We start from the raw sequence: 13,232 nt of genomic DNA, 5'->3' as shown, positions 1-13,232 counted from the left end.
GCTGCTGGTATTGATGCCCCATGGACAATCACGACGCCCAGGAACCCCGCCCACCGCAGGGGCCGCCGCCGACCGGTACGCGGGACGCGCTGACCGATGTGCCTGGTCTGCGCGTGGGCCACGCGCAGCGGACCGAGAACGGCTGGCTGACCGGAACGACCGTGGTCCTGCCGCCGGCGGAGGGCGCCGTCCCGGGGGTGGACGCGCGAGGCGGAGCCCCGGGGACCCGCGAGACGGACGCTCTGGACCCGCGGAATCTGGTGGAGCGCGTCCACGCCGTCGTCCTCAGCGGCGGCAGCGCGTTCGGCCTGGACGCGGCCTCGGGCGTGATGAGCTGGCTCGAGGAGCAGGGCCGAGGCGTGCAGGCGGGCCCCGACCCCTCGCAGGTGGTGCCGGTGGTCCCCGCAGCGGTCATCTTCGACCTGGGGCGCGGGGGACGCTGGACGGCCAGACCGGATGCGGCGCTGGGGCGCGAAGCGGTGGAAGCGGCGGCTGCGACGGAACCGGGCGCACCGGTTGCGGAAGGCAGTGTCGGTGCCGGAACGGGTGCTGTTGTCGGCGGCCTCAAGGGCGGTATAGGCACGGCGAGCACCCGGCTGGCTTCGGGAGCGGTGGTCGGCGCGCTGGTGGTCCTGAACGCGGCGGGCTCGGCGACCGACCCGGCGACGGGCGTGCTCTACGGCGAGCTGGCCGACGGCCTGCCGCACATCCCGTCCGAGGACGAGCACGCCGAGGCCGAGATGCTGCGCTCGGAGGCGAAGGAGGAGACCGCCAGACGCACCGCCGGGACGCTGCGGCCCGCACTGAACACCACCCTGGTGGTGGTGGGAACGGACGCGGGGCTCACCCGGCCCCAGGCACAGCGGCTGGCGGGAAGCGCCCACGACGGGCTGGCGAGAGCGGTGCGCCCGGTGCACATGATGCACGACGGGGACACGGCCTTCGCGCTGGCCACGGGCGCAGGGGAGCTGAAGAGCGCCGAGTTCAACGAGGTGCTGGCGGCAGGGGCCGATGTGGTGACCCGGGCCGTGGTCAAGGCGATTCGGGCCGCGGACGGGGTGGACGGTCCCGGTGGGGTCTTTCCCTCCTACAGCGATCTCTACGGCGCCTCACTCTCCGGACGGGAAGGGGACGGCTCTCCGGAGTCGGACCGTGCGGAGGGCCGCGAGGAGGACGGGGAACACGGCGCCGACGGCTGACAGGAACCCCGCTCGCAGGACGGGAGAGGCGACGGCTCCCGAAGCACTCCGGCACGCGGCCTCGGCGGCACACAGGAGCGGAGCTCCGGGAGCGCACGGCACCGGCAGGCCCGGCAGGCCCGGCAGGCCCGGCAGGCCCGGCAGGCCCGGCAGGCCCGGCGGCGGACCGTGGAACGGTGCCGCCGCCGGGAGTTCCGCGGGGAAGTGCCGGCTCAGACGCCTGCCGGGACGCGCTCCTCGACGCCGTCCGCCACCGGGGCGCCTTCCGCCTTCGGCGCCTGCTTACGGGCGCCCTTCAGCAGCAGGGTCGTACCGGCTGTGACGGCGGTCCCGGCCGCGATCGCCACCAGGTAGAGCAGCGGGGACCCGATCAGCGGCACGACGAAGATGCCGCCATGGGGCGCTCGCAGCGTGCTGCCGAAGGCCATCGAGAGCGCGCCGGTGACAGCTCCGCCGGCCATCGAGGCGGGGATCACGCGCAGCGGGTCGGCAGCGGCGAACGGAATCGCTCCCTCACTGATGAAGGAGGCGCCGAGCACCCAGGCGGCCTTGCCGTTCTCCCGTTCGGTCTTGGTGAAGAGGGCGCCGCGCACGGTGGTGGCGAGCGCCATGCCCAGCGGCGGCACCATTCCGGACGCCATGGCGGCTGCCATCACCATCAGACTGCCGTTGCCGGGGTCGGCGCTGGCGATGCCTCCGGTGGCGAAGGTGTAGGCGACCTTGTTGACGGGGCCGCCCAGGTCGAAGCACATCATCAGACCGATGAGCAGCCCCAGCAGGACGGCGTTGGTGCCGGTCAGCCCGCCCAGCCAGTCCGTCATGGCCTTCTGCGCGGTGGCGATCGGCTTGCCGACGACGACGAACATCAGCGCGCCGACGATTGCCGAGGAGATCAGCGGGATGACGACAACCGGCATGATGCCGCGCAGCACGGCCGGGATGTCGACCTTCTGAATGGCCATCACAAGGGCACCGGCGAGCAGACCTGCCACCAGGCCGCCGAGGAAGCCGGCCTGGATCTCCACGGCGACGGCGCCGCCGACGAAACCTGGTACGAGGCCGGGCCGGTCGGCCATGCCGTAGGCGATGTAGCCGGCGAGAACGGGGACGAGGAAGCCGAAGGCGAGCACGCCGATCTGGTTGAGCAGCGCGGCCCAGCTGTGGGCCTCGGTCCACACGAAGTGGTCGGCGACGGACTTGGCGTTGGCGATCTCGTACCCGCCGATGGCGAAGGACAGGGCGATCAGCAGCCCGCCCGAGGCGACGAACGGAACCATGTAGCTGACGCCGGTCATCAGCCACTTGCGCAGCCTGGTTCCGAACCCGTCCCCGTCCTCTGCCCCCTTGTCCATGGGGGCGGCGGCCGACGGCTTGGAGGTGATCTCACCGCGCTCGGCCTTGGCCCGTGCTTCCTCGATGAGTTCGGCGGGGCGGTTGATGGCCGCCTTGACCCCGACATCGACGGTGGGCTTGCCGGAGAAGCGGTCCCTCTCCCGTACTTCGACATCGTGGGCGAAGATCACGGCATCGGCGGCGGCGATCACCGAGGGGTCGAGCCGCTGGAATCCGGCAGAGCCCTGGGTCTCGACGGTGATCTCGGTGTTCGTCGCGCCCTCTTCGGCCGCTCTCTCGAGGGATTCAGCGGCCATGTAGGTGTGGGCGATGCCGGTGGGGCAGGAGGTGACGGCCACGATCCGGAAGGGCTCACCGGCCGCCGCCCCGGGGCCTCCGGTACGGGATTCCCGCGAGGGGGCCGATGGTCCGCTCGCCTGGGCGCTCTCCGGCTCCGTCTGCTGCGGCTGTGGCCTGTCGTCGCCGTCCGCCGGGCCGTCGGCCGCCTCTCCGGACGTCTCGGACTGCTGGGCCGACGAGGAGGTGTCGGCCTCGGCGTCCCCGCGTATGAGCGCCGCCGCACGGTCCGGGTCCGACACGGAGCGGAGGGCCGCGGCGAACTCGGGGTCGGCCAGATGGCGCGCGAGCGAGGACAGGATGGACAAGTGGTCGCTGTCCGCGCCGTCGGGGGCGGCGATCAGGAAGATGAGGTCTGCCGGACCGTCTGTGGCACCGAAGTCGACGGGCGAGCTGGGACGGCCGAACGCGAGCGTGGGTTCGGTGACGTGAGTGCTGCGGCAGTGGGGTATGCCGATGCCTCCTTCGAGGCCTGTCGGCATTTGTGCCTCGCGGGTCTCGACATCGGCGAGAAAACCTTCGAGGTCGGTGACGCGGCCCAGCGCCACCATCCGCTCGGCGAGCGAACGGGCGGCGTCGGCCTTTGTGGTGGCGGACAGATCGAGATCGACCAGCTCGGCTGTAATCAACTGGCTCATCGGACGGCTCCGTTGACATCGGGGAGAAGGGGGAGGTCCAAGGGGACGTCGGTGGTCACGGTGACCGATTCCGGACGGATGTCGTCCGGGGTGGGCATCTGGCTGCCGGGCAGCTGGACGGCGGCAGCGCCGTGCGCCACGGCCGAGACGAGCGCCTGGGCCCGGGCGCCGCCGGCCGTCAGAAAGCCCGCCAGTGAGGCGTCGCCCGCGCCCACATCACTGCGGACGGTGGCGACGGGGGCGGTTGCGAAATAGGTGCCAGTGGCGTCCACGAGGAGTTGCCCCGTGGCGCCGAGGCTGGCCAGTACCGCTCCCGCTCCCGCGCCCCGTACCTCGTCGGCCGCCTTGACGGCGTCTCCGACGGTGGTGAGGGGGCGGCCGACGACCTCGGCGAGCTCGTAGGCGTTGGGCTTGACCACGTCGGGCTGCGCGGGGAGAGCTGCGGCGAGAGCGGGTCCTGAGGTGTCCAGCGCGACACGGACACCGTTCTCCCGGGCACGGGCGACAACCGACGCGTACCACTCGTGGGAGAGGCCACGCGGCAGGCTGCCGCAGCACACCAGCCAGCGGGCGTGGCCCCTGGCGGCTTCGGCGGCGAGCGTGTCCAGGAGTGCCTGGGACTCCTCGGCGCCGATGTCGGGCCCGGCGGCATTGATCTTTGTCAGGGTGCCGTCCGGTTCGGCCAGGGAGATGTTGACCCGGGTCGAGCCCCGAACCGGCACCCCGGCCACCGCGACACCGAGATCGCTGAGCAGCTGCGAGAGGAGAGCGCCTTCGGGGCCGCCGACGGGGAGCACGGCAACCGTGGGGTGTCCCGCCGCGGCCACCGCGCGGGAGACGTTGACGCCCTTGCCACCGGGGTCGACACGGTCGGCACCGGCCCGCAGCACGGCCCCTCGGTCGAGGCCCGGGATCTCGTATGTGCGGTCGAGGCTGGGGTTGGGGGTGACGGTGAGGACGGTCATAGGGGTTCCAGGTCGTTGCGGTACGTGCGCCGGAGCGACGGCGGGACGGAGGGGGGACGCGGTCGGGGAGCGGGGTGAGGCGGGAGCGGGCGGGCTCGGGGTCCGAGGGGGGAGCGGAGCGGGGGTGGAGGGGGTGGGGGGCAGGGGGCCGGGAGGGGAAGCCGGGGCCGGGCTGTCAGACGCGTTTGACGTTGGTGCCCAGGGCCTCGATGGCGCGCGTCTCGTCCGGGCTCAGGCCGGTGTCGGTGATCAGGAGGTCGACTTGTGAGAGGTCGCCGAAGCGGGCGAAGTGGTCCTGTCCCGCTTTGGTGGAGTCAGCGAGAAGGACCACGTGCCGGGCCGCCGCCATGATCGTGCGCTTGACGGCAGCTTCGGCGAGGTCGGGGGTGGTGAGTCCGCCGTCGACGGAGAAACCGTTGGTGGCGAGGAAGAGGACGTCGGCCTTGATCTCGCCGTAGGTCCGCAGGGCCCACGCGTCGACGGCAGCACGGGTGCGGTGACGTACTCGCCCACCGACGATGTGCAGCTCGATGCCGGAATGATCCGCCAGACGAGCCGCGGTGGGAAGGGCGTGCGTCACGACCGTCAGCGAGGCATCCACGGGGATGGCCGAGGCGAGCCGGGCGGTGGTGCTGCCGGCGTCGAGCACCACGCTTCCCTCGGGGGGCAGCTCCGCGAGGGCGGCCTGCGCGATGCGCTCCTTCTCCTCCGTCGCCGCGGACTCCCGGGCAGCCAGGTCCGGCTCGAAGTCGAGGCGCCCTGCGGGAATGGCACCGCCGTGGACGCGCCGCACGAGTCCGGCCCGGTCAAGGGCCTTGAGGTCACGGCGCACCGTCTCGGCGGTGACGTCGAACTCGGTGGCCAGGGACAGCACATCCACGCGGCCGTGTTCCTCCGCCATGCGGAGGATGGCCTGCTGGCGCTCCGGTGCGTACATGTGGGTTCAGGTCCGTTCCATGCCCGGTCGTGTGGGTTCTCCGTGAGACTACGACCGAGTGTCCGGAAAGTAAACACGTTCGGGCATCACATCGGGCACGAACAGACAACGGACGGAACGGGGGCGGTGGGGAGAGGGAGAAGGCCCTGGAGGAAGCCCCCTGGAAAGACTCCAGTAGGGAGCCCCGCACCCCCGGGCCCGCGGAAGGAAGCAGACAGCAAAGAGCCCCGGCGCTCGGGGGAAGGCACCGGGGCTCGTCTATGGGGGACGACGACGGGGCGGGCGCTGGGCGCCGGCCGTGCGGGTGTTACGCCGCTTCGTCGAAGCCCGTGTCATGGGCCATCTTCTTCAGCTCCAGGAGGGCGTGCTTCTCGATCTGGCGGATGCGCTCGCGTGTCAGCCCGTGCTGCTTGCCGACCTCGGTAAGCGTGCGCTCACGCCCGTCGACCATGCCGTAGCGGGCCTTGATGATCGAGGCCGTGCGGTCGTCGAGCCTGCCGATCAGGTCGTCGAGCTCTTCCCGGCGCAGCACCGTGAGCACGGACTGCTCGGGGGAGGCGGCCGAGGTGTCCTCCAGCAGATCCCCGAACTGGGTCTCTCCCTCGTCGTCCACCGACATGTTCAGGCTGACCGGGTCGCGCGCCCAGTCGAGCACGTCCGTGACCCGCTCCGGGGTGGAGTTGAGCTCTGCGGCGACCTCCGCCGGCTCCGGGTCGCGGCCGTGTTCGCGGTTGAACTCGCGCTGCACTCGGCGGATGCGGCCCAGCTCCTCCACCAGGTGGACGGGGAGCCGGATGGTGCGGGACTGGTCGGCGATGGAGCGGGTGATGGCCTGGCGGATCCACCACGTGGCGTAGGTGGAGAACTTGAAGCCCTTTGTGTAGTCGAACTTCTCCACAGCGCGCACGAGTCCGGCGTTGCCCTCCTGGATCAGGTCCAGCAGGGGCAGGCCGCTGCGCGGGTAGCGGCGAGCGACAGCCACCACGAGGCGCAGGTTGGAGCGGATGAAGATGTCCTTGGCCCGTTCGCCCTCGGCGACGATGGCCTCCAGTTCCTCACGGCTCGCGGCCGCGCTGGGCGAGTCGCTGGAAACCGGCTTCTCGAGGCCGTCGAGGATACGCTGGGCGTAGACGCCCGCTTCTATCGCGAGCGACAGCTCGACTTCCTTGGCGGCGTCCAGCAGCGGAGTGCGGGCGATCTCGTCGAGATACATGCCGACCAGGTCGCGGTCCGCGACTTCGCTGCCAGCGGCGCGAACACTGCTTGCCGTGTCGGAGACACCGGTCGTGTTCTCCTGACGACGGGCGACGGCACGGGTTGCCATGCGTGCTCCCTTGCGAGTGGTCTGAAACTTTGGCCTGGTGGCTGACTCGGACACTTCACGAGTGCCCGCCTTGCGTAGATGTCAACGGCTGGAATCCGGACTAAATTCCCAACACGCGCAACATTTTTCCGATCATGCAGTAGACTGCGCGGCTACCCATGCGGGCAGGACGGTGACAGCACGCACTCAGGTGCTGGTCGGAGCGGTGTGGAGCTGCTCTGAGCAGTCTCCCGGCCCCCTCTGCGGCTGCCGGACGGGCGTCGCCCTCGTCGCCCTTCACCCGTCTAGACGGCTGGCGTTTCCACTTGGTTGCGTGAGCGTTGAGTGAGCCCTTCCGGCACCGCGTTGCGGAGCGGCTCCGGAACGAAGCGGCTCGGGCCGCCCGAGGCCCGACAGGAGCCCCGTAACCCCAGCAGCACGAGAGCGGCCCCCGTACCCCTGCGGAAGGGGTACGGGGGCCGCCAGTGGCCCGGCCCCGTGACCGGGCCGTCATCGGGCCGCCGGCCGGGCCACTGGCCAGGCCGCTGTCCGTGCCGTCAGTGCATGGCCGCCAGGACCGGCTCCGGCTCGCCGCCGGGCGCGTCGCCGTCCGTCTCGCCGTCCAGCGTCTTGCCGGGGGCCTGGTTGCCGCCTCGGGCGTTCACCAGCACCGTCACGAGCGTGGCCGAGACGAGCAGGATGCCCACCGCCCACCAGATCGCCGAGGTGTAGCCGTGCACCATCGCCTGCAGCTTCAGCATCTGCTGTGCGGGCTTGCTGGTGGCCTCGGCCGCGTGCGAGGTGACGTACGAGGTGGTGGCGCTGGCCGCGATGGTGTTCAGCAGCGCCGTACCGATGGCGCCGCCGACCTGCTGCGAGGTGTTGACCATCGCGGAGGCGACACCGGCGTCACTCGGCTGGACACCGTGCGTGGCCAGGGACATGGCAGGCATGAAGGCCGTACCGAGGCCGAGGCCGAGCATCACCATGGCGGGCAGGATCAGCGCCGGGTAGGAGCTGTCCACCTCGAGCTGCGTCAGCAGCAGCATGCCCAGCGCCGCGAGCAGGAAGCCGGGCGCCATCAGCAGACGGGCCGGGACGCGGGTCATGAGCCGCGCTCCGATCTGCGTGGAGCCGGTGATCATGCCGACCACCATCGGCAGGAAGGCCACCCCGGTACGGACCGGGGAGTAGTCCTTGACCACCTGGAGGTAGTACGTCAGGAACAGGAAGAGGCCGAACATGGCGATGATGGCCAGGCCCAGCGACAGGTAGACCCCGCCCCGGTTCCGGTCGGTGACCACGCGCAGGGGCAGCAGCGGCGCCCGGACCTTGGACTCGACCAGGGCGAACGCGCCCAGCAGCGCGACCGAAGCGACGAACATGGCGATGGTGCCGCCGTCGCTCCAACCGTCCGTCTCCGCACGGGTGAACCCGTACACGAGCGAGACGAGGCCGAGCGTGGAGAGGACGACGCCGGGAATGTCGAGCGCGGAGCGGTTCCGGGTGCCGGACGGCTCACGGATGACGCTGATCGCACCGAGGGCGGCGACCGCCGCGAACGGGACGTTGACGTAGAAGGTCCAGCGCCAGTCCAGGTACTCGGTCAGCAGACCGCCGAGGATCAGGCCGATGGCGCCGCCGCCACCCGCGATGGCGCCGTAGATGCCGAACGCCTTGGCGCGCTCCTTGCCGTCGGTGAACATCACCGCGAGCAGGGACAGTGCGGCCGGCGCCAGCAGTGCGCCGAACGCGCCCTGCAGTGCCCGCGCCGCCAGCATCATGGCCTCTCCGGTCGCGGCGCCGCCGAGTGCCGAGGCTGCCGCGAAGCCGACGAGTCCGGTCACGAAGGCGCGCTTACGGCCCCACATGTCGGCTATCCGGCCGCCGAACAGCAGAAGTCCACCGAAGGCGAGGGCGTAGGCGGTGACGACCCACTGCCGGTTGGCGTCGGATATGCCCAGGTCGGCCTGGGCGGAGGGGAGCGCGATGTTCACGATCGTCGCGTCGAGGACGACCATGAGCTGCGCGATGGCGATGAAGGCCAGCGCCTTCCATCGCCGGGGGTCGAGCCCGGCCTGTGCGTCGGCCGGAGATGGCGTTTCTGGCATGGATGTGCCTACCTCACGGTGCGGAGTACGAAAAAAGGGACGTGGAAGAGACGACGCCGAAGCCGGTGATGTGACGGTCCGGCTCTGGCGGTCTCTACAGCTGGAGAAGTCGGTGGCGGAGGAAGTCTGGGCTCAGGTGCTGCGAGAAGTTGGGCTGGAAGATCTGGGGCGGGAAGGTCTGGGACAGGAAAGGCTGGCTGGGAGGCCTGGAGGCTGCGAAGCCGACAGGTGGCTGAGTCAGTGGCTGGATCAATGGCTGAGTCAGCAGCTGTGCGTCAGGAGTCCGGAAGGAGGGACTCGGGAGAGATGACTCCGCAGGGGCGAAAAACTGAGCGGTGTGACAACCGCTCGGCGCTGCGGTTACGGAGATCAGTTGTCCTGTCGCAGTTCCTCCAGTGTCGCGGCGTGGCCGGGTAGTTCGGATTTGGCGGGGGCGCGCAGCCCGTCCAGGAAGAGCTGCACATGACGCTCGACGAAGCGTTCGATGCGCTGGCAGCCGACGCCCGGCAGCGGCCGGGTGAGCTGGCTGAGCGCGACCATCACGTCGCCGACGTCGATGTCGGTACGCACTTCGCCCGCCTGTTGGGCCCGCCCGATGAGCTCCTGGGTGAGCCATTCGACCCGCGCGCGAGCCGCCAGACACCGCGGCTCCATGGGATCGAAACGCCCCGAGAGCATGGGACAGAGCGCACCGATGCGCTCTTCGACCGCACCGAAGACGAAGCGGCGCAGCGCTTCGAAGGAGTTCTCCTCCTCGGCAAGCGCCTGCTCCGCCCGCTCGGCGATTCGCTCGGTGACGGCATGCATCACTCCGTGCACGAGCGAGTCACGGTCGGGGAAGTGCCGGTAGAGGGTTGCATTTCCGACCCCTGCCGCGCGAGCGATTTCATCCAGGGAGGCGTCGGCCCCGTGGACGACGAACGCCTCGCGGGCAGCGTTGAGGATGCGTTCACGGTTCCGGGCCGCGTCAGCACGCCCCTTGGGCGCAACGCATTCAGCGGCGACGCTCTTGCCGGCGACGCGCTTGGTGGCGGTTGCGCTGCCCATCTGTGTTCCCTCGCTCCCCAGGCCGAACGGGCCGGTACGGCACCTACGCAGTACGGCGGTGCTTGTTGCTGTGGTGCTGTGGTGCTGCGGTTCGCGATCCGGGGAGTTGGTCCCCGTTTCATGAAGACGCATACGTAAACGGGGACGCGCTCCCCGGTTATTTCCCCTGACTGGTGTGACTCACATCACCGGAAACCTCAGTGGTCCCGCGGATAACACAGCCCTCATCCGGTACTCGGCCGACCTGCCGGACCGGGCTACCCGGCCCCACATCCCCGCCCCGCCCCTCACCCACCCGCACCCAGCCCTCACCCAAGAGACCTCACACAAGAGAACGGAGCGGCAATGTCCAACCCCACCCCCGTCAAGGTCGCGGTCATCTACTACTCCGCGACAGGCACTATCGCCGCCCTCGCCAAGGAGATCGCAGCCACGGCCGAGAAGGCGGGTGCAGAGGTCCGGCTGCGCCGCGTACAGGAGCTGGCGCCCCAGTCCGCGATCGACTCCAACCCCGCCTGGACCGCCAACGCCCGTGAGACAGCGGACATCCCCGAGGCCACCCCGGACGACATCGACTGGGCGGACGCGGCGATCCTCGGCACCCCCACCCGCTACGGCAATGTGACCTCGCAGCTCAAGCAGTACCTGGACACCCTGGGCCCGCTGTGGGCGGAAGGACGGCTGGCCGACAAGGTCTACAGCGGCTTCACCTCGTCCTCCACCCCGCACGGCGGCCAGGAGAGCACCCTGCTGGCGCTGTACAACTCGGCCCACCACTTCGGCGGCATCATCGTCCCGCCCGGCTACACGGACGCCTCGAAGTTCGAGGACGGCAATCCGTACGGCACCTCACACGTCGACGCGCAGGGCCAGAAGCCGGTCGACGGCACCGCGCTGAAGGCGGCCCGCGTCCAGGCCGAGCGAGTCGTACGGGTGACACGGGCGCTCAACGCGGGGCTCGCGGAGGAGTAGGCGGAGCCAGGGAGCAGGACCCTCAGGCAGACAGAGCAGGAACCCTGACGCGTCCCGCGCTCCCGCCCGCTCCACCTCCCCAAGGCCCCCAAGGGCCCCAGGGCCCCCAGGGCCCGAGGACCCCAAAGCTCCCAGGAGCCCCAGGGCCCCGAGCGAGTGCGCCGTACGCCACTGGACTGGACCCATGAAGTCCCGCGCGGCGTCTGGTCCGAGCCGTCGCCACGCTGGGACGATGCTGTTGCATCCAGCGGTGACCCCCACATGACCCACGTGCTCCACCCACACATGTGAGGAGCGTTCCGATGCAGCAGCCCTTCTCCGGCGAACCCGCCTCAGGCCAACCCACCTCCCGCAGAAACGTCCTCGCCGCTGCCGCCGGCACTGCGGCAGCGATCGGCGTCACGGCTTCCTCCGCGCCGGGCACCGCGCACGCCGCCCCACCCGAGCCCCGTTCCGGCCCCGGCCTGGAGCCGGGCACTGAGGGGGGCACGCAGGGGAGCGCCCCGGCGACCTCCTCCGCATCCGCCGTCCGCGCCCGGGCGGCAGCCCTGCTGCAGCGGATGAGCCTCGACGAGAAGATCGGACAGCTGTTCGTCATCGAGGTCTACGGCCAGACCGCGGACACGGAGCACGACGGAAACCGCAAGCTGTACGGCGTCCCGACGCCGACGGAGGTGATCCGGAAGTACCGTCCGGGCGGCGTCATCTACTTCGACGCCCGCCGGGGCCCAGACAACGTCCGCGAACCGCGCCAGATCGCACGCCTGTCCAACGGGCTGCAACGCGCCGCCGTACGCACCGGTGCGCGGGTACCGCTGCTGATCTCCATCGACCAGGAGGGCGGCAGCGTCGTCTACCGGATGCTGGAGCCGGCCACCCAGCTCCCCGGCAACATGGCGCTGGCAGCTACGCGCTCCACCCGCGACGTCTACGACAGTGCCGAGATCATCGGTACGGAGCTGGCCGCCGTCGGCATCAACCAGAACTACGCGCCCGTCGCCGACGTCAACATCAACCCCGCCAACCCCGTGATCGGCGTTCGCTCGTTCGGGTCGGACACCAACCTGTGCGCACAGTTCGTCTCCACCGCGGTACGCGGCTACCACCGGGGCGGCGTGGCGAGCGCGGCCAAGCATTTCCCGGGTCACGGTGATACGGACGTCGACAGCCACACAGGGCTGCCGGAGATCAAGCACACACGCACGGAGCTGGACCGCATCGACCTGCCGCCGTTCCGTGCCGCCATCCGGCGCGGTGTGGACACGATCATGACAGCGCATATCGTCGTGCCCTCCCTGGACCCCTCCAGGGTGCCCGCGACCATGTCACGGCCGATCGTCACCGGCCTGCTGCGCGAGGAACTGGGCTTCAAGGGCGTCATCGCGACCGACGCACTGGACATGGGCGGCGCCACCACCGACTTCCCACCCGACGTCGCCCCCGTACGCGCCCTCCAGGCGGGCTGCGACCAACTGGTACTGGCACCGCAGCTGGACAAGGCGTTCGCCGCCGTACGGAACGCCGTACGCTCCGGACAGATCACCGAGGCGCGACTGAACAGCTCCGTGCTGCGCATCCTCGAACACAAGCTGCACAGACGATTGTTCCCGTCCCCGTATGTGAGCGAACGGCGCGCCGCACGGATCGTCGGCAGCAGACGGCACCGGTCGCGGGCCCGGCAGATCACGGAGCGGACGGTCACCCTGATCCGCAACGAGAACGGTGCTCTCCCCCTCCCCCGTACCCCCGCGACCGTCCTCGTCACCGGCTGGGGCACCGGCCCCCTCGCCGCCCTGGCCCGCGCCATCGGCGAACGGCGCGGCCAGCGGACGACCACCCTGGAGACCGGCAGCCGGCCGAACACCGCCAAGATCGCCGAAGCCACGCAGGCCGCCCACAGCCACGACGTCACCGTGGTCCTCGCCAACGCCTCCGCCGCCGGCAAGGAGGACGGCGCCGCCCAGGCCCAGCTGATCGAATCCCTGACCGCCACCGGCCGCCGGGTGATCGTGACGGGCGTACGCCTGCCCTACGACCTCCGCCGCTTCCCCGACGTCCCCGCCTACCTGGCGACCTACAACTACGGCACCCCCTCCATGACCGCCCTGGCCCGGGTCCTCTACGGCGAGGTCGCCCCCCACGGCGAGCTCCCGGTCCCGATCCCCACCCTCGACGACCCCGACCGCCCCCTCTACCCCTTCGGCCACGGCCTGCACTACTGATCCCGACGACGTTGCCGACGGCGATCCCCCATCCGCTAGGCTAGGCGCGCGGATCATCCCGATCCGCGCGCCTCCGTAGCTCAGGGGATAGAGCACCGCTCTCCTAAAGCGGGTGTCGCAGGTTCGAATCCTGCCGGGGGCACCGAGGA

General features: G+C 70.6%; 9 protein-coding genes and 1 tRNA gene. 4 read left to right on the top strand and 6 right to left on the bottom strand.

Annotated features, from left to right (window positions below):
- Positions 1-20: 20 nt before the first annotated feature.
- Complete coding sequence (locus tag HC362_RS19125; protein ID WP_243085213.1) at positions 21-1,199, top strand: P1 family peptidase; 1,179 nt, start codon at positions 21-23, stop codon at positions 1,197-1,199.
- A gap of 212 nt (positions 1,200-1,411) precedes the next feature.
- Here HC362_RS19125 and HC362_RS19120 read toward each other — a convergent pair whose 3' ends face one another.
- The 6 genes from HC362_RS19120 to HC362_RS19095 all read right to left on the bottom strand — a co-directional run bounded on the left by HC362_RS19120 (position 1,412) and on the right by HC362_RS19095 (position 9,889).
- Positions 1,412-3,526 (bottom strand): fructose-specific PTS transporter subunit EIIC, encoded by a 2,115-nt coding sequence (locus tag HC362_RS19120; protein WP_243085211.1) that lies wholly within the window; start codon positions 3,524-3,526, stop codon positions 1,412-1,414.
- Positions 3,523-4,491, bottom strand: a complete 969-nt coding sequence (pfkB, locus tag HC362_RS19115) for a 1-phosphofructokinase (RefSeq protein WP_243085209.1) — start codon at positions 4,489-4,491, stop codon at positions 3,523-3,525. Before pfkB ends, HC362_RS19120 begins: the two co-directional genes overlap by 4 nt.
- Positions 4,492-4,666: 175 nt before the next feature.
- Positions 4,667-5,428 carry a DeoR/GlpR family DNA-binding transcription regulator gene (locus HC362_RS19110; RefSeq protein WP_243085208.1) on the bottom strand — a complete coding sequence of 254 codons (762 nt, stop codon included), beginning with the start codon at positions 5,426-5,428 and terminating at the stop codon, positions 4,667-4,669.
- A 307-nt stretch (positions 5,429-5,735) separates the two neighbouring features.
- Entirely contained in the window at positions 5,736-6,752 is a 1,017-nt protein-coding gene (locus HC362_RS19105; protein ID WP_243085207.1) for a sigma-70 family RNA polymerase sigma factor, read from the bottom strand.
- A gap of 536 nt (positions 6,753-7,288) precedes the next feature.
- On the bottom strand, positions 7,289-8,842 hold the full coding sequence (locus HC362_RS19100) for an MFS transporter (protein WP_243085205.1): 1,554 nt from the start codon (positions 8,840-8,842) through the stop codon (positions 7,289-7,291).
- Between the two features lie 369 nt (positions 8,843-9,211).
- Positions 9,212-9,889 (bottom strand): TetR/AcrR family transcriptional regulator, encoded by a 678-nt coding sequence (locus HC362_RS19095; RefSeq protein WP_243085203.1) that lies wholly within the window; start codon positions 9,887-9,889, stop codon positions 9,212-9,214.
- Positions 9,890-10,234: 345 nt separating this feature from the next.
- Between HC362_RS19095 and wrbA the strand changes: the two genes are divergently transcribed.
- From wrbA to HC362_RS19080, 3 genes are all read left to right on the top strand, one after another.
- Positions 10,235-10,861 carry an NAD(P)H:quinone oxidoreductase gene (wrbA, locus tag HC362_RS19090; protein ID WP_243085202.1) on the top strand — a complete coding sequence of 209 codons (627 nt, stop codon included), beginning with the start codon at positions 10,235-10,237 and terminating at the stop codon, positions 10,859-10,861.
- 302 nt (positions 10,862-11,163) lie between these two features.
- Entirely contained in the window at positions 11,164-13,083 is a 1,920-nt protein-coding gene (locus HC362_RS19085; protein ID WP_243085200.1) for a glycoside hydrolase family 3 protein, read from the top strand.
- 69 nt (positions 13,084-13,152) lie between these two features.
- Positions 13,153-13,225 (top strand) — tRNA-Arg (locus tag HC362_RS19080).
- Positions 13,226-13,232: the final 7 nt, after the last annotated feature.

The sequence above is a fragment of the Streptomyces sp. 891-h genome (assembly GCF_022760275.1).
Classification (GTDB): Bacteria; Actinomycetota; Actinomycetes; order Streptomycetales; family Streptomycetaceae; genus Streptomyces; species Streptomyces spirodelae.
Note: the sequence above shows the minus strand (reverse complement) of the source record. Positions and strands in the feature narration are given on the sequence as shown.

Coding starts and splice junctions, on each gene's coding strand:
- HC362_RS19125 (WP_243085213.1), top strand. CDS start 21: ATGGACAATCACGACGCCCAGGAACCCCGCCCACCGCAGGGGCCGCCG.
- HC362_RS19120 (WP_243085211.1), bottom strand. CDS start 3,526: ATGAGCCAGTTGATTACAGCCGAGCTGGTCGATCTCGATCTGTCCGCC.
- pfkB (WP_243085209.1), bottom strand. CDS start 4,491: ATGACCGTCCTCACCGTCACCCCCAACCCCAGCCTCGACCGCACATAC.
- HC362_RS19110 (WP_243085208.1), bottom strand. CDS start 5,428: ATGTACGCACCGGAGCGCCAGCAGGCCATCCTCCGCATGGCGGAGGAA.
- HC362_RS19105 (WP_243085207.1), bottom strand. CDS start 6,752: ATGGCAACCCGTGCCGTCGCCCGTCGTCAGGAGAACACGACCGGTGTC.
- HC362_RS19100 (WP_243085205.1), bottom strand. CDS start 8,842: ATGCCAGAAACGCCATCTCCGGCCGACGCACAGGCCGGGCTCGACCCC.
- HC362_RS19095 (WP_243085203.1), bottom strand. CDS start 9,889: ATGGGCAGCGCAACCGCCACCAAGCGCGTCGCCGGCAAGAGCGTCGCC.
- wrbA (WP_243085202.1), top strand. CDS start 10,235: ATGTCCAACCCCACCCCCGTCAAGGTCGCGGTCATCTACTACTCCGCG.
- HC362_RS19085 (WP_243085200.1), top strand. CDS start 11,164: ATGCAGCAGCCCTTCTCCGGCGAACCCGCCTCAGGCCAACCCACCTCC.